Source organism: Rhizobium sp. Root482, from assembly GCF_001426565.1.
In the GTDB taxonomy this organism is placed as follows: Bacteria; Pseudomonadota; Alphaproteobacteria; order Rhizobiales; family Rhizobiaceae; genus Pararhizobium.
The window spans coordinates 326,730-353,161 of the sequence record NZ_LMFA01000012.1; the positions used below are offsets into that span (position 1 = coordinate 326,730).

General features: G+C 63.6%; 26 protein-coding genes. 3 read left to right on the plus strand and 23 right to left on the minus strand.

All coding sequences use genetic code 11. The features are described 5' to 3' along the window. Positions 1–11 precede the first annotated feature (11 nt). The gene (locus ASD31_RS09550; RefSeq protein ID WP_082520493.1) at positions 12–2,417 is read left to right on the plus strand and encodes a PAS domain-containing sensor histidine kinase; all 2,406 of its coding nucleotides are present in this window, start codon (positions 12–14) and stop codon (positions 2,415–2,417) included. On the opposite strand, the gene ASD31_RS09555 is transcribed toward ASD31_RS09550, so the two are convergent. The 20 genes from ASD31_RS09555 to ASD31_RS09650 all read right to left on the minus strand — a co-directional run bounded on the left by ASD31_RS09555 (position 2,396) and on the right by ASD31_RS09650 (position 22,502). Further along, positions 2,396–5,353: a bifunctional [glutamine synthetase] adenylyltransferase/[glutamine synthetase]-adenylyl-L-tyrosine phosphorylase gene (locus tag ASD31_RS09555; RefSeq protein WP_056332222.1), complete on the minus strand. Its 2,958-nt coding sequence runs from the start codon at positions 5,351–5,353 to the stop codon at positions 2,396–2,398. The two genes, ASD31_RS09550 and ASD31_RS09555, sit on opposite strands and share 22 nt — an antisense overlap. A gap of 37 nt (positions 5,354–5,390) precedes the next feature. Next, positions 5,391–6,800, minus strand: coding sequence for a sensor histidine kinase (locus ASD31_RS09560; RefSeq protein WP_056332224.1), 1,410 nt, complete (start codon positions 6,798–6,800; stop codon positions 5,391–5,393). Beyond that, positions 6,797–7,498 carry a response regulator transcription factor gene (locus ASD31_RS09565; protein ID WP_056332226.1) on the minus strand — a complete coding sequence of 234 codons (702 nt, stop codon included), beginning with the start codon at positions 7,496–7,498 and terminating at the stop codon, positions 6,797–6,799. The genes ASD31_RS09560 and ASD31_RS09565 overlap by 4 nt, the downstream gene beginning before the upstream one ends. Before the next feature lie 142 nt (positions 7,499–7,640). Further along, a complete protein-coding gene (locus ASD31_RS09570; RefSeq protein WP_056332228.1) occupies positions 7,641–9,194 on the minus strand; it encodes a Do family serine endopeptidase in 1,554 nt (517 codons plus the stop codon). Between the two features lie 135 nt (positions 9,195–9,329). Continuing rightward, positions 9,330–9,803, minus strand: coding sequence for a cytochrome c-type biogenesis protein CcmH (locus ASD31_RS09575; RefSeq protein ID WP_056332230.1), 474 nt, complete (start codon positions 9,801–9,803; stop codon positions 9,330–9,332). Beyond that, positions 9,800–11,785, minus strand: coding sequence for a heme lyase CcmF/NrfE family subunit (locus tag ASD31_RS09580; protein ID WP_056332232.1), 1,986 nt, complete (start codon positions 11,783–11,785; stop codon positions 9,800–9,802). The genes ASD31_RS09575 and ASD31_RS09580 overlap by 4 nt, the downstream gene beginning before the upstream one ends. Next, positions 11,782–12,234, minus strand: coding sequence for a cytochrome c maturation protein CcmE (gene ccmE, locus ASD31_RS09585; RefSeq protein WP_056332234.1), 453 nt, complete (start codon positions 12,232–12,234; stop codon positions 11,782–11,784). Before ccmE ends, ASD31_RS09580 begins: the two co-directional genes overlap by 4 nt. Continuing rightward, on the minus strand, positions 12,231–13,376 hold the full coding sequence (gene ccmI / locus ASD31_RS09590; RefSeq protein WP_056332237.1) for a c-type cytochrome biogenesis protein CcmI: 1,146 nt from the start codon (positions 13,374–13,376) through the stop codon (positions 12,231–12,233). Before ccmI ends, ccmE begins: the two co-directional genes overlap by 4 nt. A 131-nt stretch (positions 13,377–13,507) precedes the next feature. After that, positions 13,508–13,927, minus strand: a complete 420-nt coding sequence (locus tag ASD31_RS09595; RefSeq protein WP_056333160.1) for a hypothetical protein — start codon at positions 13,925–13,927, stop codon at positions 13,508–13,510. Between the two features lie 206 nt (positions 13,928–14,133). After that, positions 14,134–15,528 carry an ATP-binding protein gene (locus ASD31_RS09600; RefSeq protein WP_056332239.1) on the minus strand — a complete coding sequence of 465 codons (1,395 nt, stop codon included), beginning with the start codon at positions 15,526–15,528 and terminating at the stop codon, positions 14,134–14,136. 113 nt (positions 15,529–15,641) lie between these two features. Then, the gene (locus ASD31_RS09605; protein WP_056332241.1) at positions 15,642–16,328 is read right to left on the minus strand and encodes a response regulator transcription factor; all 687 of its coding nucleotides are present in this window, start codon (positions 16,326–16,328) and stop codon (positions 15,642–15,644) included. A gap of 127 nt (positions 16,329–16,455) precedes the next feature. Next, positions 16,456–16,707, minus strand: coding sequence for a hypothetical protein (locus ASD31_RS09610; RefSeq protein WP_056332243.1), 252 nt, complete (start codon positions 16,705–16,707; stop codon positions 16,456–16,458). Beyond that, positions 16,640–17,161 (minus strand): head-tail connector protein, encoded by a 522-nt coding sequence (locus tag ASD31_RS09615; protein WP_082520494.1) that lies wholly within the window; start codon positions 17,159–17,161, stop codon positions 16,640–16,642. The genes ASD31_RS09610 and ASD31_RS09615 overlap by 68 nt, the downstream gene beginning before the upstream one ends. 132 nt (positions 17,162–17,293) lie before the next feature. Then, the gene (locus ASD31_RS09620; protein ID WP_056333163.1) at positions 17,294–18,544 is read right to left on the minus strand and encodes a phage major capsid protein; all 1,251 of its coding nucleotides are present in this window, start codon (positions 18,542–18,544) and stop codon (positions 17,294–17,296) included. 34 nt (positions 18,545–18,578) lie between these two features. Next, positions 18,579–19,136: an HK97 family phage prohead protease gene (locus tag ASD31_RS09625; protein ID WP_156392575.1), complete on the minus strand. Its 558-nt coding sequence runs from the start codon at positions 19,134–19,136 to the stop codon at positions 18,579–18,581. A 199-nt stretch (positions 19,137–19,335) separates the two neighbouring features. Continuing rightward, positions 19,336–19,668 (minus strand): DUF6107 family protein, encoded by a 333-nt coding sequence (locus ASD31_RS09630; protein ID WP_056332245.1) that lies wholly within the window; start codon positions 19,666–19,668, stop codon positions 19,336–19,338. Positions 19,669–19,897: 229 nt separating this feature from the next. Beyond that, positions 19,898–20,206, minus strand: a complete 309-nt coding sequence (locus tag ASD31_RS09635; protein WP_056332246.1) for a type II toxin-antitoxin system RelE/ParE family toxin — start codon at positions 20,204–20,206, stop codon at positions 19,898–19,900. Further along, on the minus strand, positions 20,206–20,466 hold the full coding sequence (locus tag ASD31_RS09640; protein ID WP_056332248.1) for a CopG family ribbon-helix-helix protein: 261 nt from the start codon (positions 20,464–20,466) through the stop codon (positions 20,206–20,208). The genes ASD31_RS09635 and ASD31_RS09640 overlap by 1 nt, the downstream gene beginning before the upstream one ends. Before the next feature lie 55 nt (positions 20,467–20,521). After that, positions 20,522–21,673, minus strand: a complete 1,152-nt coding sequence (locus tag ASD31_RS09645) for a phage portal protein (RefSeq protein WP_056332250.1) — start codon at positions 21,671–21,673, stop codon at positions 20,522–20,524. Positions 21,674–21,851: 178 nt separating this feature from the next. Then, the gene (locus ASD31_RS09650; RefSeq protein WP_056332252.1) at positions 21,852–22,502 is read right to left on the minus strand and encodes a hypothetical protein; all 651 of its coding nucleotides are present in this window, start codon (positions 22,500–22,502) and stop codon (positions 21,852–21,854) included. 163 nt (positions 22,503–22,665) lie between these two features. Here ASD31_RS09650 and ASD31_RS25905 point away from each other — a divergent pair, with 163 nt between their 5' ends. Beyond that, positions 22,666–22,815 carry a hypothetical protein gene (locus ASD31_RS25905; RefSeq protein ID WP_156392576.1) on the plus strand — a complete coding sequence of 50 codons (150 nt, stop codon included), beginning with the start codon at positions 22,666–22,668 and terminating at the stop codon, positions 22,813–22,815. A 314-nt stretch (positions 22,816–23,129) separates the two neighbouring features. On the opposite strand, the gene ASD31_RS09655 is transcribed toward ASD31_RS25905, so the two are convergent. Further along, on the minus strand, positions 23,130–24,695 hold the full coding sequence (locus ASD31_RS09655; protein WP_244483800.1) for a DNA-packaging protein: 1,566 nt from the start codon (positions 24,693–24,695) through the stop codon (positions 23,130–23,132). A 22-nt stretch (positions 24,696–24,717) separates the two neighbouring features. Beyond that, positions 24,718–25,485 carry a hypothetical protein gene (locus ASD31_RS09660; RefSeq protein ID WP_156392577.1) on the minus strand — a complete coding sequence of 256 codons (768 nt, stop codon included), beginning with the start codon at positions 25,483–25,485 and terminating at the stop codon, positions 24,718–24,720. Positions 25,486–25,585: 100 nt separating this feature from the next. On the opposite strand from ASD31_RS09660, the gene ASD31_RS09665 reads away from it, so the two are divergent. Beyond that, a complete protein-coding gene (locus ASD31_RS09665; RefSeq protein ID WP_056332257.1) occupies positions 25,586–25,936 on the plus strand; it encodes an MmcQ/YjbR family DNA-binding protein in 351 nt (116 codons plus the stop codon). 12 nt (positions 25,937–25,948) lie between these two features. Here the strand turns inward: ASD31_RS09665 and ASD31_RS09670 are convergent, their stop codons facing one another. After that, the gene (locus ASD31_RS09670; protein WP_056332259.1) at positions 25,949–26,416 is read right to left on the minus strand and encodes a YcgN family cysteine cluster protein; all 468 of its coding nucleotides are present in this window, start codon (positions 26,414–26,416) and stop codon (positions 25,949–25,951) included. Positions 26,417–26,432: the final 16 nt, after the last annotated feature.

The following is a 26,432-nucleotide window of genomic DNA, read 5'->3' on the forward strand; positions in this document are numbered from 1 at the left end:
GACCTATAGATTTGACGAAGATGGCGGAAGCGCAGCGGGGACGCGCAGCCGGCGGGCAGGTGCGACCAAAATTTCCGGGCTTTTCCGACCTGGAAAGAAACGTCATCCAGCACGCACGGATTTTTACCGAGCCGGCGGCCTTGCGCCTGGCACGCGCCGAGCCATTGCTGAAACGCTCCATCCCGGTCCTCATCACCGCCTTCCTGCTCGTCGTTGCCATTTCCCGCATCAGCGGCATCGTCATCGAACACGCACGCATGGAGGCAAGTGCGCGCCAGATAACCGTCCTTGCGGCGGCAACCGCAAGTGCAGCCCTGCAGGAAAATGGCACTGCGCTGTTCGACAAATCGCAGAAATGGGAGGTCGAGCAGCGGCTGAACACCTTCCTGCCGTCGGACATGCTCGAGCCCGGCGCCTTCGTGCTGGCCGTCCGCAATGACGGGCGCGTCTTCGCCGGCACAGCCGAAAGCAGCGCCGGCTATACCGGGCGGACGCTGGCGACAGTGGCCCCCGAGGTCGCCGCATTCCAGTATTTCGGCGAACGCTCGACGGTGATGAAGGCCTTTATCGGCGGCATCGAGCATATCGTCGCGCTGAGCCAGGTTCCGGGCGGGGCCGGCACCTTGATGGTCGCCAGTCCGTTGTCGCGCATCGAAAAACTTTGGCGCGACGAGGTGTCCCTGAACGTCACGCTGTTTGCCGGCATCTCCGCCATCCTGCTCGTCGTGCTCTACGCCTATTATATCCAGGCCAAGCGCGCCCGCGATGCCGACCAGATTTTCGCGGAATCGAACCTGCGCGTCGAAACGGCGCTGTCGCGTGGCCGCTGCGGCCTTTGGGATTTCGACATGCCGAACCGGCGCCTCTTCTGGTCGCGGTCGATGTATGAAATGCTCGGCATGTCGCCACAGGGCAATGTCATGTCTTTCGGCGATGCGGCACGGCTGATGCACCCGGACGACGGCAGCATCTACAAGGTCGCCCGCACCATCGCCAAGGGCGATGCCCGCCAGATCGACCAGATTTTCCGCATGCGCCATGCCGATGGTCATTATGTCTGGCTACGCGCGCGTGCGCAGGTCATCCGCACCACGACCGGCCGCGTCCACCTGATCGGCATCGCCATGGACGTGACCGAGCAGCACCGGCTCGCCCAACGCTATGCGGAAGCCGACCAACGGCTTGCCGATGCTATCGAATGTACGTCCGAAGCCTTCGTCCTCTGGGACAAGAACGACCGATTGGTCATGTGCAACGCCCACTACCAGCAGGCCTATCAATTGCCCGACAGCGTACTGGTGCCCGGCACCGAACGCGCCGTCGTCAACGCGGCCGCGGCCCGGCCGATCATCGAGCGCCGTATTGCCGATCCCGACCGCTCCAATCACTCGCAGACATCGGAAGTCCAGCTTTCCGACCAGCGCTGGCTGCAGATCAACGATCGCAGGACCCGCGACGGCGGCATGGTCTCCGTCGGCACCGATATCACCCTGTTGAAGCGCCATCAGGTGCGATTGCGCGAATCCGAGCGACGCCTGATGGCGACGATCGGGGACCTGTCGGCCTCGCGCATCACGCTGGAACGGCAAAAGGCCGAGCTTTCCGTTGCCAATGCCAATTACCAGGCGGAGAAAGAGCGCGCGGAGGCGGCAAACCGGGCGAAATCCGAGTTCCTCGCCAATATGTCGCACGAGTTGCGTACGCCACTGAATGCCATTCTCGGCTTCTCGGAAATCCTGCAGAACCAGATGTTCGGGCCGCTCGGCTCGGATAAATACGACGAATATTCCCACGATATCCACGACAGCGGCAAACATCTCCTCAACGTCATCAACGACATTCTCGACATGTCGAAGATCGAGGCCGGGCAGATGCAGATCAATCGCGAGACGATCGATCTTGGGCCGTTGATCGAGGAGACGCTGCGCCTCACCACCATACCGGCCGAACAGAAGAATATCTGCGTCGATCAGCGGATTTCATCGGGCCTGACGATTGTCGCCGACCGCCGGGCCATGAAGCAGGTGCTGCTCAATCTTCTGTCGAACGCCGTCAAGTTCACCAATGCGGGCGGCAGGATTTCGCTTCGCGCCCGCAAGGTGGCCGGCGCCGTGACGCTCACCATTGCCGATACCGGCATTGGCATTCCGCGCGCCGCACTGCAGAAGATCGGCCAGCCTTTCGAGCAGGTGCAGAACCAGTATGCCAAGAGCAAGGGCGGTTCTGGCCTCGGCCTTGCCATCTCGCGATCGCTGACCAGCCTGCACGGCGGCTCGATGAAAATCCACTCGATCGAAAATGTCGGGACGATCATCTCGCTGCGCATCCCCGATACCGGCCCGCGCGCGTGCCCAGGCCAACCGGCAGGCCGGACATTGCCCGTGACCGAGGAAAGTCAGCGCTTGACGGTCGCCTGAAAAATACGCCGCACGGCCTTCGAGAGCCGGCGGACTTCCGCTTCCAGCACCTTGATATCAGGCGCATCGCCTGCCCGGCAGAGCAGGTCGATCAGCCCCGCCGGCGCATCCTTCGGCTCCAGATCGCCCTCGATGCACAGACGCACGATCTGCGACAGATTGGTGAACAGGGCCAGCCCTTGCTGCACCGTATCGAGGTCGCTGGCATCGAGCAGCAGCGGCCCCAGTCTCGCCAGCACATCGGCGGTCGACATGCCGCCGGCCGGCACGTCGATGCCCTGCGCCGGCGCGATCAGCGCAAGATATTGAGCGATGAACTCGATATCGACGAGCCCGCCCGGAATGAGCTTGAAATCCCAGAGGTCGCTGGGCGGCTTTTCCTTGTCGATCAGCCCGCGCATCTCGGCAACATCGGCTGCGACCTTCGGCACGTCACGGCGCTGCTCGAGGATGTCGCGGATGATCGCATCCACCTGCGCCATCAGGCTCTGATCGCCGCAGAGCGCGCGGGCGCGGGTCAGCGCCATGTGCTCCCAGGTCCAGGCCTCCTCGCGCTGGTATTTCTCGAAGGCATTGATGCGCGTCGCCACCGGCCCCTTATTGCCGGAAGGCCGCAGCCGCATATCGACTTCGTAAAGCACGCCTTCGGCGGTGGGCGCGGAAAGGGCCGCGATCAGCCTCTGCGTCACCCGGGTGAAATAACGGGTGGAATCGAGCGGCTTGGCGCCGTCGGATTCGGTTGCCCCGTCGTCATGATCGTAAAGCAGGATGATATCCACATCGGATCCGGCCGTCAGTTCGTGACTGCCGAGCTTGCCCATGCCGATCACCGCCACCCGGCCGCCGGCAAATTTTCCGTGCGCCGTCTCGATTTCGCCAAGGACGGCGCCCAGCGCCGAGGCGAGAATGAGGTCGGCCAAATCCGTAAAGGCGTGCCCCGCCTGGATGCCGGTGATCACCCCCGTCAAAAGCCGGATGCCGATCAGGAAACGCTGTTCGGAAGCGATGATGCGCAGCCGGTCGAGGATATCCTCGTAGTGACGCGCGCCGGAAAGCAGACCGGAAATGCGCTCGGCCAGATGGTCGCGTGTCGGCAGTTCGGCAAGCAGGCTCGGGTCGAGCATTCCGTCGAACACATGCGGCCGGTCGGCAATGATGTCGGCCAGCCGCGGTGCGGAGGACATGATGTTGACGATCAGGGAAAGCAGCCCCGGATTGTTGCCGAGCAGCGAGAAAAGCTGGATGCCGGCCGGTAATCCTGCGATAAAATGATCGAACCGCAGCAGCGCCTCGTCGGCGCGCTTGTTCTCGCCAAACACGCTTAGAAGCTGCGGCGTCAATTCCGTCAGCCGCTCGCGCGCCTCCACCGATTGCGTCGCCCTGTAGCGGCCGTAATGCCAGGTGCGAATGATCCTCGAAATGTCCTGCGGTCGCGCAAAGCCCAGTTTCCGCAGCGTTTCCAAGGTGTCGGGATCGTCATTTTGCCCGGTGAAAACGAGGTTTCCGGCCTCGGTGGAAAGCTTCGCCTCCTGTTCGAAAAGCTGGGCATAGCGTCGTTCCACCGTCTTGAGCAGGCGCGACAGTTCGGCCGAGAAAGCCGCCGTGTCGGCAAATCCCATCATATAGGCAATACGCTTCAGTTCAGCCTCGGTGGTTGGCAAGACATGGGTCTGCTCGTCCCGGACCATCTGAATCCGGTGCTCGACATCGCGCAGGAACCAGTAGGCGGAAACCAGTTCCTCGGCCGTCTTGGTATCGATCCATTTCGCCCGCGCCAGTCCGCGCAGCATCGGCTCGGTCGCCCGCAACCGGAGGTCCGGCATCCGCCCGCCGGCGATCAGTTGCTGGGTCTGGACGAAGAACTCGATTTCCCGGATGCCGCCACGGCCAAGCTTGATATTGTGGCCCTTCACCGCGATTTCGCCATGCCCCTTATGGGCGTGGATCTGGCGCTTGATCGAATGAATATCGGCAATCGCCGCATAGTCGAGATATTTGCGGAACATGAATGGGGTGAGTTCGCGCAGGAAGGCCTCGCCGGCGGCGATGTCGCCGGCCATGGCGCGTGCCTTGATGAAGGCCGCCCGCTCCCAGTTCTGGCCCCTGCTCTCGTAATAGAGCATGGCCGCGTCCACCGAAATGGCGAGCGGCGTTGCGCCGGGATCGGGACGCAGGCGCAGGTCCGTGCGGAAGACATAGCCGTCGCCGGTGCGCTCCTGCAGGATGCGGATCAGGCGGCGCAGCAGCCGGGCAAAGGTTTCCGGCGCATCGTCCGGGGCAAGGATCAGCGGCGCCTGCGGATCGTAAAAGACAACGAGGTCGATATCGGAGGAATAGTTGAGTTCGAAGGCACCGAGCTTTCCCATGCCGAGAACCACGACGCCCGAACGCCGGCTCGGATTGCCCACATCGACGACGTTGAGCTTGCCGCCGTCATGGGCACCAAGCAACAGGTGGTCGATCGCGGCCGATACGGCGGCATCGGCGAAATCGCTGAGCCATTTTGTCGTTTCGCGGGCATCGAAAAGCTTCGACAGGTCGGCAAGCGCAATGGCAAAGGCGATGTCCCGCTTGGCCTGCCTGAGGCGCGTCATGATCTCGGCGTCCGATAAGGGCTTGCCCGGCTCATCGCCTCTCCAGGCGCCCCGCGCCGCGTCGATACGGGTCTTGAGATAGGGAATGATCGGTTCTTCCAGCGCCCGGGCCAGTAGGGGCGGATGCGCGACGGCGGTGTCGCGCAGATAGGGCGAAAGCGAAAAGGCTGCGACGATGAAGTCCTTCAGCGGCGTCTCGCCGGCCACAAGCGTCGCAATCTGCGGATGAGCCTTTGCCATGTCCTTCAGGCTGGACAGAACGGATTTGGCATCCGTCTGGCTCATCGGCCGGATCGCGCAGGCGCCGATTTGCGCAAGGCGGCGTTCGTCTGGCTTGGTCATGGTCCCTCCCCGCCCGGTCTGCGGCTCTCTATGCCTATCAGGCCGACGGCGGAGGGAAAACCATGCTGATCGTCAAACCACGATTGTTTTGCGCCTCCGACACCGTATCGGCCAGTTCCAGCGATCCGCGGTGCATCTCCATCACCGCCTCGACCAGCGCCAGTCCCAGGCCGGTTCCCGGCTTCGTGCGGCTCTCGTCCAGCCGCACGAAGCGCTCCACCACGCCGGCACGCTTGTCGGCGGGAATGCCGGGGCCGTGATCGGCCACCGAAAGCATGATCCCGTCATCGCCAGGAACGAGGCTGACCTTGATCGATGGATCGTCGCCGCCCTCGGCATATTTTATGGCATTGTCGATAAGGTTGCCCAATGCCTGGCCGATCAGTTCCCGATTGCCCGAGACGCAAATACCGGGATCGATCGCAGCCTCCAGCCTCAGGGCCTGTTCCTCGGCCACCGGCTCGTAAAGCTCGACGCAATCCCCGGCGATCTGCGAGAGATCGACGAGGTTCATCTCGGCTGCCGCCGCGCCCGCCTCGACCCGCGAGATCATCAGAAGGGCGTTGAAGGTGCGGATCAACTGGTCGGATTCCCCGATGATCTCCTCGAGCGAGGTGCGATAGCCGGTATTGGTCGCCTTGTGCGCCAGCGCCGCCTCGGCCTTGTTGCGCAGCCGGGTGAGCGGTGTCTTCAGGTCATGGGCGATATTGTCGGAAACCTGCCGAAGTCCCTCGTTCAGCTTTTCGATCCGCCCGAGCATGGCGTTCAGCGATTCCGACAATCGATCGAACTCGTCGCCGGAACCGCTCATCGGCAATCGCTGGGAAAGATCGCCGGCCATGATCCTCGTGCTGGCATCCGACATGCGGTCGATCCGCTTCAGCGCATTGCGGCCGATGGCAAACCAGATGATCAGCGCTCCAAGCCCCATGATGCCAAGCGCGACCATAAGAGCCTGGCGCACCAGCACGCGAAATTTTTCTGGCTCCTGCAGGTCGCGGCCGACGAGGATACGCAGGCCGTTGTCCAGAACCAGCACATGCGCCAGCGCCACATGGCTGTCTTTTCGGCTTTCGTCGGTATAGCGCTGATAACGGAAGGGCTCGTCCGTCCATCCCTCCCGGTCCAGAAAACCCGGCTGCAGCGAGGCGACGTTGCCGGCAAGGATCTCGCCCGTCGGCCCGGCGATGACATAGAGATTGGCGCCCGGCTGGCGGGCACGGCGCTCCAGCGCGCGCAGCAGGCCGTTCACGCCGGCCCTTGCGTAGATGTTCTCGATCTGCGCCACTTCGGCGGTCACCGCGTCGCGCGTCTGCTGCTGCAGGAGCCCCTCCGACATGGCTGTGACATAGAATACCAGGAAGGCCGCGCAGAGCGAGAAAAGCAGGAGATAGAGCGCCGAAAGGCGAAAGGCCGTGGTGCGGAAGAGGACGCGCAGCCGGTTCATGGAGAGGGGCGGTCCTCGTCCTTGATCATATACCCGGCGCCGCGCACCGTGCGCAGCAGCGGCTGGTCGAAATCCTTCTCGATCTTGGAGCGCAGCCGCGACACATGGACGTCGATCACATTGGTCTGCGGATCGAAATGGTAATCCCAGACATTTTCGAGCAGCATGGTGCGCGTCACCACCTGGCCGGCATTCTTCATCAGATATTCCAGAAGCCTGAATTCGCGCGGCTGCAGCGGCACCTCCCGCCCCTGCCGGCGCACCGTATGCGACAGCCGGTCGAGTTCGAGGTCGCCGACCCGGTAGACCATGTCCTGTTCGGGCGTGCCCTTGCGGCGGCCCAGCACTTCGACGCGCGCCAAAAGTTCGTTGAAGGCGTAGGGTTTCGGCAAATAGTCGTCGCCGCCGGCGCGCAGGCCCGTCACCCGGTCGTCGACCTGGCCCAGCGCCGAGAGAATGAGCACCGGCGTATGGATGCCCTTGTGGCGCAGTTCGGTGATCACCGAAAGCCCGTCGCGGCGTGGCAGCATCCGGTCGATGACGAGCACGTCGTAGTTGTTTTCGCTCGCCATGAACAGTCCGCTCTCGCCGTCGCTGGCGTGATCGGAGACGATACCGGTCTCGCGAAAAGCCTTGGCCAGGTAGGCGGCGGCCTCAATGTCATCTTCGATAATCAGAATCTTCATACGCGTGACCATAGCCCTGCATCCGTATGTTCGACAACCGGTCTGGCTGCGGGAAACCACGCCTCGCCGCCTGTTAGAAGCGCGCGGGCCTGAAAACAGCAGGCGCCGCGAAACCGTCAGGTCACGCGACGCCCGTCTTTGTCTGCCGGAAGCCTTAGCCCTGGCTGATCGGCAGTGCTACGAAGCGGCTGCCATTCTCGGTTTCGATCTGGAACAGCGCCTTGGTGCGGCCGTCCTTCTTCGCAGTATCGATCACACCGAGGATATCGTCCGCCGAGCCGACCTCCTTGTTGTTGACCGAGACGATCTTCTGGCCTTCCTTCAGCCCGCGCTCGCTGGCCTCGGAATCCGGATCGACGGAGACGATGGCGACGCCTTGGCCGTCGTCGGCCGGCGAAACCGTAACGCCGAGATCGGCAAGCGCCTTCTCGCTTGAGGGCTGGGCCTCCTCTTCCTGCTGGTCGGTGCCGGCAGAAGCCTGCGTCGTGTCATCCGGCAGTTCGCCGATTTCCAACTTGACGGTCTCGGACTTTCCGTCACGCCAGAGTGCGACGTCGACCTTGGTACCCGGGCGCAGGCTGGCGATCTTGCGGGCCAGTTCGCGCGGCCCCTTGACCGTATCGCCATTGACGGCGGTGATGACGTCGCCCTTCTCGATGCCGGCCTTTTCGCCCGGAGAGCCTTCCTGCGGCTCGACGACGAGAGCACCGCCTGCCTCGGCAAGTCCAAGCGATTCGGCGACATCCTTGTCGACCGGCTGGATCTGCACGCCGAGCCAGCCACGGGAGACCTCGCCGTTCTTCATCAGGTCGGCAACCACGTCCTTGGCGACAGACGAGGAAATCGCAAATGCGATGCCGACATTGCCGCCGGAGGGCGAGAAGATCGCAGTGTTGATGCCAACTACTTCACCGTTGAGATTGAAGGTGGGGCCGCCGGAATTGCCGCGGTTCACCGCCGCATCCACCTGCAGATAGTCATCATAGGGACCTGAGCCGATATCGCGGCCACGCGCCGAGATGATGCCGGCGGTCACGGTGCCGCCCAGGCCGAACGGATTGCCGACGGCAACCACCCAGTCGCCTACACGAACCTTGCTGTCATCAGCGAAGGTGACATAGGAGAATTTGCGCTTGCCATCCACCTTCAGCACGGCAAGGTCGGTCCGGCTATCCTTGCCGACCAGCTTGGCGTCGAGCTCGGTGCCATCGGTGAGGATCACGGTAAAGGCGGAACCGTCGGAGACGACGTGATTGTTGGTAACCACATAGCCGTCTTCGGAAATGAAGAAGCCGGAGCCCTGCGAGGTCGGGCGAAGACGGCCCGGCTTGTCGTCGCGGCGTCCGTGGCCGCGCTCGGCGCGGTCGCCGTCCGGTCCACCGAATTCCTTGAAGAAGCGCTTCAGCGGGTGATCGTCGGGAAGCTCATCGAAGCCGCGGCCGCCGAAATCGAAGGAGAAGCCGTTGCCGGAGGTCTTGTCCGGAGCTTCGCGGGACTGGACGCGCACGGAAACAACCGCCGGGGAAACCGCATCGACGACATCCGCGAAGCTGGGAACCTGCGGCGCTTCGATCCTTACCGCGTCGGCAAAGGAGTTGGTGACGGCAGCGGGGATGCCGGTCGTCAGCATCACGGCCGCGAGACCCGCGACGGTCGATGTTTTCAGAACGGTCTTGAGGGAGGGACGAAGTGCGTTTGTCTTGAACATCGGTTTTGCCTTTTCTCTTCACTGTCCGGGACTGATCTAGGACCAGCCGATGGGAAAGAAATAGGCCAATGCACCTTACTGACGCGTGTCCGTTAAATGAAACTTTGGTAATGTTGAACGCCGGTGGCCGCCTGGCTACCGCCGGCTCTGCTCATCTTCCGAAAGTACCGCATCCAGCCGCGCCTGTTCCTCCGGTGTGAGGTTGGTTCCAACCTCCTTGCCGGTCCTCCTTCGCGCCGAAACCACCATGACCGATGCACCGGCAAGAAACAGCAGCAGGGGCGCACCCCAGAGGATCAGCGTCTTCGTCTCGAAGCGCGGCTTGAGCAGGACGAATTCGCCATAGCGCGACACGACATAGTCGATGACGGCGTCGTCGCTGTCGCCATTCTCCAACCGCTCGCGCACGAGCAGGCGCAGGTCCTTGGCAAGCTCGGCATTGGAATCGTCGATCGACTGGTTCTGGCACACCATGCAGCGCAGTTGCGCCGAGAGCGCGCGCGCCCTTGCCTCGAGCGCCGGATCGGCCAGCACCTCGTCGGGATTGACGGCGAATGCCGGCCAGGCACAGGCCAGCATCGCGAGGATCAGCAGGCTCCGCCGGATCATTGCGCCGGCTCCAGAACCGGCTTCGGCTTCTTCGATCGCGTGGGCGCGCCGATGCGCAAGCGTCGGTCGCTGAGCGAAACAAGGCCGCCGGCCATCATGAACAGGGCCCCGCCCCAGATGCACAGGATCATCGGCTTCCACCAGACCCGTACCACGATCCCGCCATCGGCCATGTCATCGCCAAGCGAAACATAAAGCTGGCTCAGCCCGAATGTCCTGATGCCCGCTTCCGTGGTGGGCATCCGCCTTGCGGTATAAATCCGCTTCGAGGATGTGATATCCCCCATCGCAACACCATCGCCACTGACGATGAAATGCCCGACTTCCTCGCTATAGTTCGCGCCATTGCCTTTGCGCAATCCCTCGAAGCGCAGGCTGTAGCCGCCGGCCTCCGCCGTCATTCCCGGCTTCATCTCGATGATATGCTCAGTCTCGAAGGCCGTGACCGCGACGATGCCGATCAGGGTGACGCCAAGCCCGATATGCGCAAGCGCCGTACCAAACACCGAGCGCGGCAGGCCCGACAGGCGCCGCCATGCAACGCCGGCTGCCACCTTGCCGAGCCCGGAGCGCAAGAAAAGCTCCATCATCGAACCGAGGATCATATAGGCGCCGAGCGCGATGCCGAGCGCAGCCAGGATCGGCCCGCCATTCTGCGCGTAGTAGACCACACAGCCGACGACGAGGCCGAAAGCGACGGCCGCAAACAGTCTTTGTGCGGCTCCCGGCAGATCGCCGCGCTTCCAGGCCAGAAGCGGGCCGAAGGGCACGGCCAGCAACAGCGGCAGCATCAGCAAACCGAAGGTCATGTTGAAGAAAGGGGCGCCGACGGAAATCTTCGCGCCGGTCAGCGCCTCCAGCGCAAGCGGATAGAGCGTGCCGGTCAGCACCGTCGCTGCGGCCGTCGTCAGGATAAGATTGTTGAGAACGAGCGCGCCTTCGCGCGAGATCGGCGCGAACAGCCCGCCCGCCTTCAGCCGCGCGGCGCGAAGGGCAAACAGCGACAGCGCGCCACCGATGAAGAGAATGAGGATGATCAGGATGAAGACGCCACGCGTCGGATCGGTGGCGAAGGCGTGGACCGAGGTCAGCACGCCGGACCGCACCAGGAAGGTTCCTAGAAGCGACATCGAGAAGGTCATGATCGCGAGCAGCACGGTCCAGATCTTCAGCGCTTCCCGCTTTTCCATCACCAGTGCCGAATGCAACAGCGCCGTCCCGGCAAGCCAGGGAATGAAGGAGGCGTTCTCGACCGGATCCCAGAACCACCAGCCGCCCCAGCCGAGTTCGTAATAGGCCCAGTAGGAGCCCATGGCGATGCCGGCCGTCAGGCAGGTCCAGGCGGCAAGCGCCCATGGTCGCACCCAGCGCGCCCAGGCGGCGTCGATGCGCCCCTCGATCAGCGCCGCGATGGCGAAGGAGAAACAGACGGAAAATCCGACATAACCGAGATAGAGCAGCGGCGGATGGATGGCGAGACCGATGTCCTGCAGTACCGGATTGAGATCCTTGCCCTCGCCCGGCGCATTCAAGAGCCGGTTGAAGGGGTTGGAGGTCATCAGGATGAACAGGGCAAAGGCCGCGGTGATCATCGCCTGGATAGAAAGCACATTGGCCTTCAGCGTCTCCGGCAGATTGTTTCCGAACAGCGCGACCAGGGCCGAAAAGAAGGTGAGGATCAAAACCCAGAGCAGCATCGAGCCTTCATGATTGCCCCAGACGCCGGAATATTTGTAGATCAGCGGAATCTGCGAATGCGAATTCTCCCAGACATTCTGGACGGAAAAATCCGAGGTCACATGCGCATAGGTCAAGGCGCAGAAGGACAAGGCGACCAGAAGGAATGTCGCCTTCGCCGCGATCGTACCGATTTCCATCAGCGCCCGGTCGCCGCGAAGCGCGCCGGCGAGCGGCAGTGCCGCCTGCAAAAGCGAGGTCGCAAGCGCCAGCACCAGTGCATAATGGCCAAGCTCGACGATCATCGGATGGTCTCCTTGCCGCCGAGCGAGACGCCCTGCTCCGCCAGCCGGTCCGCCACGTCCTTGGGCATATAGGTCTCATCGTGCTTGGCAAGAACCGTATCGGCGACGAAGACGGCACTTTGCGCATCGAAAGCACCTTCGGCGACGACGCCCTGACCTTCGCGGAACAGGTCGGGCAAGATACCCGTATAGCGCACCGGCACGCGATCCAGCGTATCGGTGACACTGAAGGTGATGGTCCGTCCGTCGCCGCGCTTGACCGTTCCGGTCTCGACCAGCCCGCCCAGCCTGATGCGGGTTCCCGGCGCCAGGTCCGCCTTGGCGAGATCGCCGGGCACGTAGAAATAGGCAACCGACTGGCTGAAGGCGAACATCACCAGAAGCACGGCCGCGATGAGAAAACTCACGCCGCCGCCAATGATTGCCAGACGCTTCTGTTTGCGGGTCACTTCACGTCTCCATCGGCTTCAAGCCCCAGTTCCCCGGCCAGCGCCAGCAGTTGCTGCCCTTCTTTCCCGCCGGCGGGGAAAGCGGCTAGGCTCTGTTTCACCGCGGCGGTCGCCATATCGGTGCGCCCCAGCACCGCATAGGAGCGGATGATGCGCATCCATCCTTCGAAATTCTTGGGATCCTGCTTCAGCTTTTCGGCGAGGCTGCCGACCATGCCCTCGATCATCGCGGTACGGTCGCCTGCACTCATCTCGCTTGCGGCGGCGATATCCTCGCCGCTCGGGTGTCCCGGCAGTGCCTGGCCAGCCCCCTGGGCCGTCTTGCCGCCGAGGCTTGCAATATGCTCGTTGACGAGCGGCAGCCAGGGCGCCCCGGCCGGAGACGTCCTGACGATTTCGCCGAATGCCGCAAGTGCCTCAGGCGTCTTGCCCTCCTGCTTCATGGCAAGGGCGAGATAGAAGCTGGCGCGGGGATCGTCCGGCTCGATCGTCAGCGATTTCCTGAGCGCGGCCTGTGCCTCGTTCGTCACGATCCCGCCCGACAGCGCGATCAGGCTTTCAGCATAGCCGCCCAGGCGCGCCGGGGTCGCGCCGAGGAGCCGCGCGGCGTTCTCATAGGCCGCAGCTGCTTCCTCGAGCCGGCCGCCGCGATAGTAGATCGGAGCCAACACGTCCCAGCCGGCACCGTCTTGCGGATTATCGACCAGATGACGTTCCGCCCGCGCGATCAGGATATTCATGTCGTCGCCGGGATTTGCCAGTCGTGCTGCCAGCGGTGCATCGGGCACATCGGGATGTCCCGTGCGCAGATAGAGGCCCAAGCCTATGGCGGGCAGGACGAGGATGATCGCAAGCTGCGCCAGCCGGTTGCTCCGTGACGCCGGCGCCACCGGTCCGGCCGCTTTTATCGCGTCCGTCGCCGCAAGCAGGCGGCGCGCCACTTCGGCGCGCGCAAGGGCCGCGTCCGCGCCGGAAATCACCCCGTTGGTCTCGTCGCGCTTCAATTCATCGAGCTGATCGCGATAGACCTCGGCATCATGGGATTGCGGAGCCACGCCGCCGGCTGGCGCGCGCAGCAGGGGAAGCAGCAGGACAGCGGCGACGGCCGCCGTGAGGGTGGCGACAAGAATCCAGAACAGCATGTGCGCTCAATTACTATGGGCGGCACGCCATTCCAATCGGAAAAGGGAAAATGACGGAAAATTGAGGCATTTGGCCGCAATGCAGCGGATGGCAGGGGCCATGCCGGGATCGAGAGATGATCAGGCCGTGATCAGGTCAGCGGCGTCCAGGTGCCGTTCGGGTTACGGCAGGCCGCGCCGCGCGCGACGCTCTCCTGGCCCTTGACCGTCACCGTATGGCTGTACTGGCGGCAATTCTGCGAACCGACCTGATAGGGAGCGGCCGCCACGACCGAGCCGGTAATGCCGGCCCCTTGCCACACCACCGGCTGGCCGCTGCGGGCTGCTTCCAGAGCGCGGTATTCCGCCTCCAGCGCCCGCTGGCGGTCGCCCTTGCTGATCGAAAGCCCGGGCGTGCGTCCGATGACGCCGCCGCCGAGAGCGGCAATGTAGGATGCCGAGTTGATCGTCTGGCCGCCCTTGCCGCCGTCGCGCGCCGTCGTGCCGCAACCGCTGAGTGCCAGCGAAAGGACGAGCAGCGGGGCGGCTATGTGGGGGATGGAAACCGGCATGGAACGGGCCTTGTTGGTCATAAGCGGGGCAGCTCTCGCAATGTTCGTTCTGTCGGCAACCATGGCGGCCTCATGCCTAGTCCATGGCTGGCTATCTTTTTACACTCCCGACAGGGGCAGGCAATACCGCAGTGCAAAAAGCCGGGCCGGCCGGCGATTTAGCCCGCGACCCTGTCAAAAAAGTCACGCTCGCCGAAGCGTTCCCATCAAGAGACAGCCGGCAGCAGGATCATTGCCGTCAATCCGCCCCGCGCATTGCGCGACAGTTCGAGCAAGCCCTGATATTCGCCGGCGATCTCGCTGACGATCGAAAGACCGAGCCCGGTGCCGGGCTTGCTTTCATCGAGCCGCCTGCCCCGCTTGACGGCAACGGCGATCTGCTCCGGCTCCAACCCCGGCCCGTCGTCGTCCACCTCGATCATGATCCAGTTGCGTCGCCCGGGATCCCTGCCCTGCATGCCCTCGGGGGCCACATGAGCGGTGACGTGAACCTCGTTTCTCGCATAGCGGGCCGCATTGTCGAGGAGGTTGCCGATCGTCTCCTCGACATCCTGCTGTTCCATGGCGAGAACCAGGCCGGGCGGCGATACGGTCAGGAGGAAAGTCTTGTCCGGATGCAGCCGGCGCATCACCCGCACCAGCCGCTCGAGCACCGGCTCCACTTCGGCGCGCGCCAGCACCGATTCGCGCTGGGCGGCAATGCGGGCCCGGTTGAGATAGGATTGCACCTGCATCTGCATCGCATCGGCCTGCGCCTTGACCAGGTCACCATGCGGCGCTTCCAGAACCCGTGCCTCATTGATCAGGACGGCGATCGGCGTCTTCAGCGAATGGGCGAGGTTGCCGACCTGCATGCGCGCCCGCTCGATGATCCGGCGGTTGCTGTCGATCAACGCGTTGACCTCGCTCGCCAGCGGCTGGATTTCGCGGGGAAATTCGCCGTCCAGCCGTTCGCTTTCGCCGCCGCGGATCTTTTCCAGCGACCGCCGCGCCTGGTCGAGGGGCCTGAGACCAAACAGGATGGCCAGCGCATTCATGCCGAGCCCGCCAAAACCGAAGATCGCCAGTGCCAGGTAGAGGTTGCGGTTGAAGTCGTTGATATCGGCCTCCAGTACGTCGCGGTTACCCGCAACCCGGAAGCGGGCCGTGTGCCCCTGGATGTCGAGCACCACCTCCGTTTCGGCGACTTCCACCTCGTTGTTGAAGGAATCGACCGTCGTGTAGAAGCGCTCGTAGCGAATGTCGAAGGGAACTTCGTCAATGCTGACGATCGGCAGCTTGCCGGAGCCGAGAGAGGTCGAGACCAGCGGCGGCGTATCGAATTCGCCGATCGGCTCGACGATCCAGTACCAGCCCGTCTGCGGCTGCGAGAACCGCAGGTCTCCCAGTTGCGGGCTTCCGGCCAGCACCGTCTCGTCATTGACGATAACGGAATTGATGACGTTGTAGAGCTGGGCGCGCAAAAGGTCCTGGAAGCCGCGCTCCGATCCCTGCCGATAGAGCGTCGAGATCACCACGCCGATCACCACCAGCGCCGCCACCGCCCAGATGGTGGAAACCAGAAGAACACGCGCCGTCAGCGATCGCGGGGCGAGTTTCATCCGCGCACCCCGTCAGAGCGCGGATGACCGGCCGCCGCCCAGCCATGGGCCGGCCGCACCGGCATCGATCGCAACATTTGTCCCGTGCCGGCTTCGCCCATGCCCGTCCCCGTTCAGGATTTCGCGTCCTTGTCCGCCGTGCCCGGCGCCTGCATGCGATATCCGAGCCCGCGCACGGTTTCGATCAGGTCGTTGCCGATCTTCTTGCGCAGCCGTCCGACAAAAACCTCGATCGTATTGGAATCGCGGTCGAAGTCCTGGTCGTACATATGCTCGACCAGTTCGGTGCGCGACACGACCTGGCCCATATGGTGCATCAGGTAGGAAAGCAGCCGGAATTCGTGGGAGGTCAATTTGAGCGGCACGCCGTCGACCATGGCCTTCGACCCCTTGGTATCGAGCCTGACAGGCCCGCAGACGATCTCGGAACTGGCATGACCGGCGGCGCGGCGGATGAGCGCGCGAATGCGCGCCAGCACTTCCTCGACATGGAAAGGTTTCGTCACATAATCGTCGGCGCCGGCGTCGATACCCGCCACCTTGTCGCTCCAGCGATCGCGCGCGGTCAGAATCAGCACCGGCATCACCTTGCCCGCCCCGCGCCATTTTTCGAGCACGGTCACCCCATCGATCACCGGCAGACCGATGTCCAGGATCACCGCGTCATAAGGTTCGCCCTCGCCGAGATAATGGCCTTCCTCGCCGTCGAAAGCCTGGTCGACGACATAACCTGCTTCCTTCAGCGTGTCCGTGAGCTGGCGGTTGAGATTGACATCGTCTTCGACGACCAGAATGCGCATCGGCAACCCTTCTTCCTTCGGCAGGATCCGTCCAGCCGGACAGACCGTCACGCGTCCGCGTGAGACTCATTGCATAGCCTATTCGGCCCGCACAAAGAACAGTTTCGCTCGGAATGTTGGCGGGCCGTCACATCGGCACCCGCACCGTCACCTTCTTGGGGCGGCCGCCATTGCCGGGAATGAGCACGGTCACGACGCATTTGCCGTCGGCAGTCGGCTGCGCCGAAAGCAGTTCGCCCCCGGTCTTGGCCACCACCTGGGCGGCGGCGGCACCACAGTCACCGTCGATGTTGACAACCAGTGATGGCACATCAATCACCGGCGGCGAGAATCCGGAGAGACCCGCTGCAAGCGTTGCTATGATCAAGGGTGAGGACATAAACGCACTTTCGACGTGGGAGGCAATGTCGTTTTAATAGACGATACAGTCTGAATGGCAAATGAATGTCTTCCCGCGTCATGGCCGCCGCCGCCGCCAGTGGCCTGAACGGCAGGATCAGCCGCGCCGGGCGCGCCTGCCCGTCGAGCACGAAACCGCTCGCATCCACATCCTCAGGCGTTCCGTCCTCGGCATAGACCGTCACCGCCTCGATCGCCTGCACCGGTCCCTTGGAAATCAGGATCGCCCGCGAACATGGCCAGTCGTCGAGATAGAGCCTGAAACGGCGGGTCAGCAGCGCCAGCCCCGTCTCCCGCTCCAGGTACTCGCGCACGCAGCGGATCAGGTCCGTCACCAGCGCGTCCTCGGCACTGTGGTCGATGCGCAGATGCGCCTTCGCCTCGGCAAGCGTCAGCGGCTCGCCGGTGGGCGGCGTCAGTTCGGTGATGGTCATGGAGATCTCCGTCGAATGGCTAGATATGGGCGGACGCGGAGGGAGGGAGCCCGCGTCCGCCCTCGTGCAGGCGGCAGGGAGAACCGCCGGCACGAACTCGACTCCCTTGAGAGAGGGCTGTCGGGGCCGTTTTCAAGATGCCGAAAATTTGATCAGCTTGATAGCCTCGAAATTTTGCACCCCGCCGCCCACCCGCTTGGTGGTGTAAAACAGCACATAGGGCTTGGCGGAATAGGGATCGCGCAGCACCCGCACCCCGGTTCGGTCGACGACCAGATAGCCGGCGGCGAAATTTCCGAACGCGATCGCCATGCTGTTTGCGGCAATATCCGGCATGTCCTCGGCCTCGGCGATCGGAAAGCCCATCAGCGACGCCTGCTGCCCGGCAACCGCCGGCGGCCGCCAGAGATAATTGCCGTCGGCATCCTTGAACTTGCGGATCTCGGCCTGCGTCTTGCGGTTCATCACGAAGCTTGCCGCCTGCCGGTGCCCGGCCTTCAGCGCATAGATCGCGTCGATCAGCGTGTCGGAAGGCCCGCTCGCCTTGAAGGCGCCACTGGCACCCGTGGCGATATAGCCGATATTGCCCCAGCTCCAGGCGCTTTCAGCCACATTGGTGTAGCTCAAAAATCCCTTCGGCTTGTTGGTCCCGTCGCCGGAAACAAAGGCCGTGCCTTCCTGCTCGCCAAAGGCGATGTCCACTTCGGACGCGATCCAGTTCTCGATATCGACCGCCGCATCGTCAAGCAGTGCCGCCGTTGCCGCCGGCATGGCATAGAGTTCCATGGTCGGGAAGGAAAGTTCGGCCAGCTGTGGCGTCGTCGTCTGCGGCCGCGCCGCCGTCTCCGCCACCCAGCCGGTCGCCATGCCCGAAAGCGCAAACGGCTTCTTCAGCACCGCACCGGAAACTTGGCGCACGCTCGCCATGGCCCGGATCGGCGAAACCACCGAAAGGCGCCGGCCGATCTCGCTGTCCGTCTCGTTCGGTACCAGATAGCCGCCATCGCTGGAGGAGCCGATCGAAAAGGCCTTGGCCTCCAGTTCGCGCAACGCCTGTTCGTCGCCCTTGCGGATATAGGCCTCGAAGGCGGCCTTGTGCTCCACCGTCTCCAGGCTCGCCTCGTCGCTTTTTCCCAGCGCCGGCCGCGCCTTCTTCAGCGCCATCTGGTCGATCAGCCGCTTCTGCTCGTCCATGGCGCGCGAGATGCGGTCCATCTTGTCGCGGGTCACCACGTCCGCCGTCAGCTTGCTCTCAAGCTCGCCCAGCCGCCGGTTATTGGTTTCCTTGAACGCCTCGAAGGCGCCCATGAAATCCTCGAAGGCGGCGGTCATCGTCTCCGGCACCGTCTTGATTTCGGGTGCCACGCTGTTCATGTCGGTCATCGGCATGTCCTTGTTTTCAGGGTTTTCAGAGTTGTCAGAGCTTCATCATCCGGGCCGCCCGCCGCATGCTGCGCACGAGCTCCGTTTCCTTGTCGCGGAAGAACCGCGCATGCTTGACGTTCGAAACCCGCGCCGATGGCAGCATCGGAAAGGTGACGATCGAGATTTCCCACAGATCGGCCTCGAGGATCCGGCGCACGCCGGTCTTGCCGTCGGTCCTTGCCTTGACGGTCTGGAAACCGATCGACAGCCCGTCGAGCGCACCGGCCTTCATCAGCATGTGCACCTCCCGGGCGCGCGCCACGCCGGGCGAAAGCAGGCCCTCGACATAGAGCCCGCGCGCATCCTCGCGAATGGTCTTCCAGGCCCCCAGAGGCTCGCCCGGATCATGCTGGAACAGCATGCGCACGCCGCCGGCACCGCGCCGCGCCAGCGATTGGGCAAAGGCGCCGGGCGCGATCGCATCCTTGCCGAGATCGACCTCGCCGAAGACGCTGGCATAGCCCGAAAACCGACCCTCCCCGGTCACGCCCGAAAGCGTCAGATTGGCAAACTTCTTCGTCCGCCAGACAGGCAAGCCGTCAGTCGTCATGGTGGTGCTCCAAATTGAGGGGGTAGGCAGTAGGCGGTAGGCAGTAGGCGGTAGGCGGTAGGGAGTAGTGAGTAGTGAGTAGTGAGTAGAAGCAGGTAATGAGGATCGTTGCGGCAACAGCGGCAACAGCGGTCGATATCCACGAGCAGCTGGTCACGCGACAATTGCTCCGCCACGGACCCTTGCTACGGCCTACTGCCTACTGCCTACTCACTCCGCTCTTCCCCCGCCCATACCGCTCCGCCACCCGCACCATCGCACCCAGCACCCACCAGGCCGAAAGGCTGGCGGCGGCGGAACCGGTCAGCATCACTTCGGCGCCGGAAAGGCTGCCGCCGATGCCGAGCCTCGCGACGATCCAGAGGCCTGCCGGCCCGCCGAAGATCAGCCCGCAAATCAGGCCGGTGAAGAAGCGCGAACCCGCCTCCCGCCTGCCCCTGGGCAGCATGTAGACAAGCGATACGGCGGCACCCGCAGCCGAGCCGATGCCCTTGACGGCCCAGAGGCCGGGGTCATTGCCAAAATCAGCCATTTGTTAAGCCCTTGATGCTATTGTGGGATTTGATAAAGCCTGGCGCACCCGCAGCCGTCTCGCGCAGGGTCAGGCAGCGCCTCACGCAAGGTCAGGCACCGGGATTCCTCGAATCTTTTGAATCGCTTGCAGGGCGGCGTTCAGAGATTGAATCGGTCAGTTGAAGTTTTCGGTCAATGCCGGGGCGACCACATCGGGATCGCGCGCCAACCCATTGAAAAGATGATGATCAGTCTTCGAAACTCTGATCGTCGCTCTCGCTGACGCCACGGGGACTTTGCCGTCCATGCCGAATGGCGATGACGATAATCGTGCCGTCCCGCTCGATATAGTCGATGTGGTAGGGTGCCGACACATAGCGGCGTACACCCGGCGCCATCGCGATCGCCTGGCCGGCCTGGGGATAGTCACTGATGAGCTGCGCGGCCTTCCTGATCTGTTGGGCCGTCGCCCTTGCGGCTCTGCGGTCGAAACGACCCAGATAGGTTTGCTCTGATCTCAGATAGGCAAGCGCCCGTTCGGAAAAGCGCACCTTCATCAGGCAGCATCGTCTCTGGCGAGGCGCTCCAGTTCGGTGAGGACGTCCTCGAGATCATGGAGCCTGCCGTGTTTGGCATCCTCCAGCCCTTCGGCAATTTCCAATATCTCCGCGCCTTCATTGAGAAGATAATACCGCAGCGCCCTGACCATCACCCAGCTTCGGGTCCGGTCCGCCGTCGCGGCAATCTTTTCTATATCCGCCAGGACATCGACCGGCAGGCGCAGGGCGATCGGATCGGATAGAGTGACCTTGGTCATGCTGGGGCTCCTTTGTCATACGCCGTATAACAAAATACCATAATATCCGGCTTCCTCAATAGCCCACCGCCTGCCGCTTCTCCTCGTCGGTCAGGAAATCCGCGTCCTTGATGCGCGCCCAGATTTCGCTGCGCTCGCCGGAGAGGCCGCTCACCTGGTCGAGGTCCGGCACCAGTTTCAGCGCCTCGCCGAACCGGATCGAGAGCCAGGCCGAAAGCGAGGCGGCGGTGCGCGAGACCAGCGGCAGCACGGTCAGTCTATAGAGCGCCCGGTTGGCCTCCTGGTAATTGGCATAGGTATTGTCGCCGGGAATGCCGATCAGCATCGGCGGCACGCCGAAGGCAAGTGCCACATCGCGCGCGGCGCCGTTCTTCGCCTCGACGAAATCCATGTCTCTCGGCGAGAGCCCCATCGCCTTCCAGTCGAGCCCGCCCTCGAGAAGCAGCGGCCGCCCCGCCCGCATCGGCCCGGAATAGCCCTCGTCGAGCTCGGTCTTCAGCCGGTCGTACTGATCGGCGGAAAGATTGCCGCCCTCCTTCGGCTGGTAGACCAGCGCGCCCGAAGGCCGGGCCGAATTGTCGAGCAGCGCCTTGTTCCAGGTCGCCGCCGCATTGGAAAGATCGAGCGCCGTCTGCGCGGCCGCCAGCGGCGGAAAGCCGAGATGATCGTCGAGCGGGTGAAACAGCCGCAGATGCAGAAGCCCCTCCTCGCCCGCCGAAATCCGCCGCGCATGGTTGCCCACCCGGTATTCATAGGCCGCCGGCCAGCCGTCGCGTCCCTCGAGAATGCGGATACGATCGGGCCTCAGCAGATGCAGTTCGCGCGTCTCGCCGCCGATCTCCGCCGCGTCGACATAGGCATTGCCGGAAAGCAGCAGATGGCCGTAGAGCGTTTCCAGGAAATCCTGCCCCGCCATGCGTCCGTTCGGCCGCGCCATAAGCGCAAGCACCGGATGCTCGCTTCTCTCCTCGCTGCCCTGATAGGCGAGCAGCGGCACGGCGGCGGCCGTTTCCGAAATCAGCCGCACCGCCCGGTGCGCCACCGGGTTGCGCATGAACCCTTCCCGCGAAAGGGCGGCATAGGAGCGGCTGGTCCAGTGCGCGCGGCCCTCCTGCGCAATGGCGACGAAACCCTGCGCCGTCTTGGTCTCGCGCGAAATCTGGCTTTCCCCCGGGCGGCGCCACGGCAGGCGAAACGGATGTCTCATGATATCCTCGCAGGCACCGTCAGGTGCGGTCTGAAACGGAATAGCCGACCGTCTCGCCGAAACGCGAGTTCGGAGCTTGTGTTTGTCCCTTCTCCCGCTTGCGGGGAGAAGGTGGCCGACAGGCCGGATGAGGCAATCTGAGGCCACAATATTCCCGGCATCGTTCGGCATGCCGCGCTCAGGCAACGGACCGATCGGCCTTTGCCTGAAGATCGCCGGCAAGCCGCAAGGCCGCCAGATAGAGCCGGCCATGGCCCGCCACCTTGGCGGCCCGGTCGCGGCCGTTGATGATCCGCCGCGCCCCCAGCCAGTCTTCCCGCAATCCGCAAAAGGAGCCTGCCAGCTTGCGGCCGGTAAAACTTCCCTTCTTCATCCCGACGACGAGAATCTCGGCCGCCACCGCAAGCTCCATCGCCCGCTCCGGATGCGCCACAAGGTCGATGCCGGTAATCTCGGCCATCCTTGCGTAATTGGCCCTGTGGGTCAGTTGCACCAGCCCGCGCCCCAGCCAGGACTTGCCGTCGGCATCGCGCCGCCAATAGGGGGTCGAGACCCACGGCAGCCTGCCGCGCCGGAAGGCGGCGTCCAGAATGGCGATCGCCCGGTCGTCGCTCGAAGCAAATGTCTCGCGCACCGGCTGCATCGTCGCGCCGGTCTCGTGATGCGCCGTCGCCAGCATGTAGGCGAGCCAGCGGGGATCGCCGGCCGGCAGCCTTGCCTCCCAGAGGTCGAGAAGCGCCGTCATGCCCTCCACCTGGTGCTGCCTCAAGAGGCCGCTGAAAAGCGTTTGCCGCACACCGCGAAAGAGGATTGCCCGGTCGATCGTCATTGCCGTTTCCTCCGCGCCGGAAGACCCCAAAAAAAATATCGAACTCTAATCGATTTAACGAATTTCAATCGTTTAACCCGCTTAACGCGCTGATTTACTTTGGCTTTAAGATGTGACACCTAGCCGCTGCGATATGACATCGCCCTTGATGAGGAGGATCGAGATGCAGACCGATAACAAGATCCAGACCGGGACCGACCGTTCGACCATACCCCAGCCCCTGCTCGACCGGATCGAACAGGAATGGCAGCAGATGCGCCTTCAGGCCGCCAGCGCGCCGAAGCGGCCAAACAGCCAGGACATCGCCAACTGATTTATCCGCGCGTCGGAACCTTTCTCGTCCGCCAGCGTTTATGACGGTCTTGAAGATTGCACGGAGGATTGCATGCCCAACCCGCAGATATCCCAGACCCTGTTCGAGCGGTTCGAAAGCGAATGGCGCCAGATCCGCGAAAGCGCGCCCGAAGCCCCGAAACCGTCCCTGACCACGCCGCGCAAATGAGCGGCCTGCTCCCTTCTCCCCTCGGGGAGAAGGTGGCCCGAAGGGCCGGATGAGGGGGCGGCCGGCGTCGAAACCGCCGCGCACTCGCAACCACCCGCCCACAACCACCCGCTCGAAAAACGCCGTCAGATTCCCCGCACCCTCGGCTCGCCGCCGCCGTCCAGCATCAGCGCCGTCAGCGCCCAGACCAGCGCGTCCAGCCGGTCCGGCGAACGGCCGGACGACAGGCCGTCCGGCCCAAAATCGCACATCTGGTCCTCGAGCGCCGGAAACGATCCGGCATGTACCACCCGGCCCTGCTCGTAGAGCGCTGCCACCGGTTCGGCGCGCAGCCATTTGCCGCGCGATGCCCTGACCGAAGTTATCGGCAATTGCGCGTCTATGCCCTTCAGCACCGCCGAAACCATGTCGCCGCCCTGGTTGACCTCGGCGACGATGCGGTCAGCGTCGAAGCGGCGGTAGGCCCTGACCACCGCGCTTGCCCATCCCGCCGGGCTTGCGCCCTCCACCGAGCAATCGGCCAGAACGACGCCGCGCCCCATCCGGTCGAGCCCGGCGACGATGATGCCGCAACAGGACTGGCCACCGGAGCCGGAGGGCGGGTCCACCGCCACGGCAATGCGGCCGAGCGGCCCGGCATCGCGCAGTTTCAGCCCCTCGATCGCAGCGCGCGACCACAGCGCGTCGTCGCGATCCTCGATCATCTCGCCGTCCAGTTCCTGCCGCCCCAGCCGCGTGCCGCCATAGCGCTGCGCCATCTGGTCGAGGAAACCCGGCGAGAGATTGCCGGCATTGTCACCGGTGCGGATCCGCCGCACCACCGTGCCGGGATCGGCGATCAGCGCCTTCAGCACCGGCACCGGCCGCGGCGTCGTCGTCACCAGCGCCCGCGGCGCCTCGCCGAGCCGCAGCGCAAACTGCAGCATGTCGAACGTCTCCTGCCCATGTTTCCACTTCGCGAGTTCGTCGCACCAGGCATAGTCGAATTGCGGCCCGCGCAGGCTTTCCGGATCTTCCGAGGAAAATATCTGCGCCACCGTGCCGTTCGGCCAGACCAGCCTTCGGCGCGAGGCCTCGAAAACCGGCCGGTTGAACCGGGCAATCCGGCAGATGCCGGAAACGCCGTCGATCATTACCTCGCGCGCATCGCCCAGCGTTTCAGCCACCAGCGCGATCCTCAGTCCCGGCCGCGCGCCTTTGCCCGCAGCCAGTTCCTGCACCCACTCGGCCCCGGCCCGTGTCTTGCCGGAACCGCGCCCGCCCATCAGCAGCCACACCCGCCAGTCGCCTTCCGGCGGCCTTTGTTCGAGGCGGCGCGTATTGCTCCAGGTACCAAGGAGGCGGGACAGCCTTGCAGCGCCGTCCTTCCTGATTGCTTCAGCATCACCGGATGGTACGCTTGCGTCTTGATGTCGACCAACGAGGCCGGCCCCCTCTGCGCCGATAACCGATCCTGATACCTGGGGGGCCCGATTGCCCGCTGAGACGTTTGGCGACGTACCGCTTTCGCAGCCCTGAACCGGAACTTCGCTGCCTTTATCAAAATCCTCCATGGTAGAGGTCGATACCCGATCATCTCCGTGCAGACTGGCCCCGACTTGCTTCAGCAAGAGTTGAGTCTTGCTGTGCGCATCGAGCAGCCAGTCCATTTCCGTGTCGCGAAACGCTTCGATCTCGCCCTTCGCTTCCATCAAAGTCCTCGCCCGGGTCCGCTCACGACGGTCCGCTGGATTGGGCGTCGCCGACGGTTCGCTCGGCAAAAGAACACTCCGCCTCGGCGTTTTCGGCAGCAGTCTCTCTCGCTCGCTGTTGTTCGCGCTCACGGGCAATATCCTGTGCTCGGCTTTCAATTCGATCATTGAATTCCGCCTGAAGTTTTTCGTAAGCCACCTCGTCGAAGTCCTGCTCGGCCAGCACCTGCCGGTCATGGGCAATCGTCCTTTGCAGGCCATCGATCTTTTCCAGCGTGCGCACGATCACCGACATCGCCTCGATGCTGGCCTTGGCATCGGCCTGGATCGCCTTGCGGTCGATCTCCTCTTCTACCAGCGCCATCTTCTCCTCGGCCGCCTTGCGCAGCCGCTGGAACTGCTGCATCTGCTCGCGCAATTCCCTGGTCATTTCGTTCAGCATGTCCTGCAGACTGTCGAGCGGCGAGAAAACCTCCGCCTTGGTGTCGAGGATCACGCGCCGGGCCATATCCTCCAGCGCCCCATCCTCGTCAGACGACCGCTCGCCATAAACCGCCGCCTTCGGCCACAGGCCAAACAGCGCCGGGTCGAAATCCAGATCAGACATGACAAAATCCTTAAAAATTCCGGCGCAGAAAGGCAGGATACGCGTTAAAACGCGGCATCCTCCCTCTTCTCCCCATCGGGGAGAAGGTGGCGCAACGCGCCGGATGAGGGGGCCGAAGGCCATCGCAAACACTCCGGCTCCCGCCAAAGCATCCCGCTTCACCCACTTTTCCGACTGTGCCATAACCCTACCAAAGGACCGTGACGCCGTCAAGGATTATTTTCCTATATCAGGATAATTTTCTCTCCATTGCGCAAATCACGCCCCGTGTTACACTTTCGTGATGAGAACCGAGGACCTGGAAAGGCGGGCGCTCAGCCTGCCGGGCGCCATTGAAAGCGCCCATTTCGGCAAGCGCGATTTCCGCGTCGGCAAGCGCATCTTCATGTCGCTGCCCGAGGCCGGCCGCGCCGTCTTCAAGTTCACGCCCGACCAGCAGAAGATGCTGATCGAAAACGAGCCCTGCATCTGCGCCGCCGTGCCCGGCGGCTGGGGTGAAAAGGGCTGGACCTCGATCTATTTCTGCGATGCCGACGAGGATATCATCGACAACCTGATGGAAACCGCCTGGCGCAATGTCGCGCCGAAAACGTTTGCCAGGACACAGGGACAGCCGCCGGCATCCGCGCCCTGACCCCTCGCCTGCCTACCGCTGTTCCTCGCCGCCCACGAAGAGCGGCCAGGTCACCAGGTAATCCTCGAAATCCTCGACGTCGATCTCGTCCTCGCTGACCGTGCGCCCGCGTGCCGAAATGCCGGCCGCATGCACGGTTTCGGGATCGCCCGAGACCAGCGGATGCCACCAGTAGAGATCATGCTTGTCGCGCACCAGCCGGTAGCCGCAGGTCGGCGGCAGCCAGCTCAGCGTCGCCACCTCGCCCGGCGTCAGCTGAATGCAGTCCGGCACCGTCGCCTGCCGGTTCGGATAGTCCTTGCAGCGGCATGTATCGCCGTCCAAGAGCGTGCAGCCGATATTGGTCCAGGCGATCTCGCCGGTGTCCCAGTCTTCCAGCTTGTTGAGACAGCAGAGCCCGCAGCCGTCGCAGAGGCTCTCCCACTCGACGCTGCTCATCTCGGCCAGCGATTTGGTTTTCCAGAAGGGCTGCTCGCCCATGGGCCGGTTCTTCCAT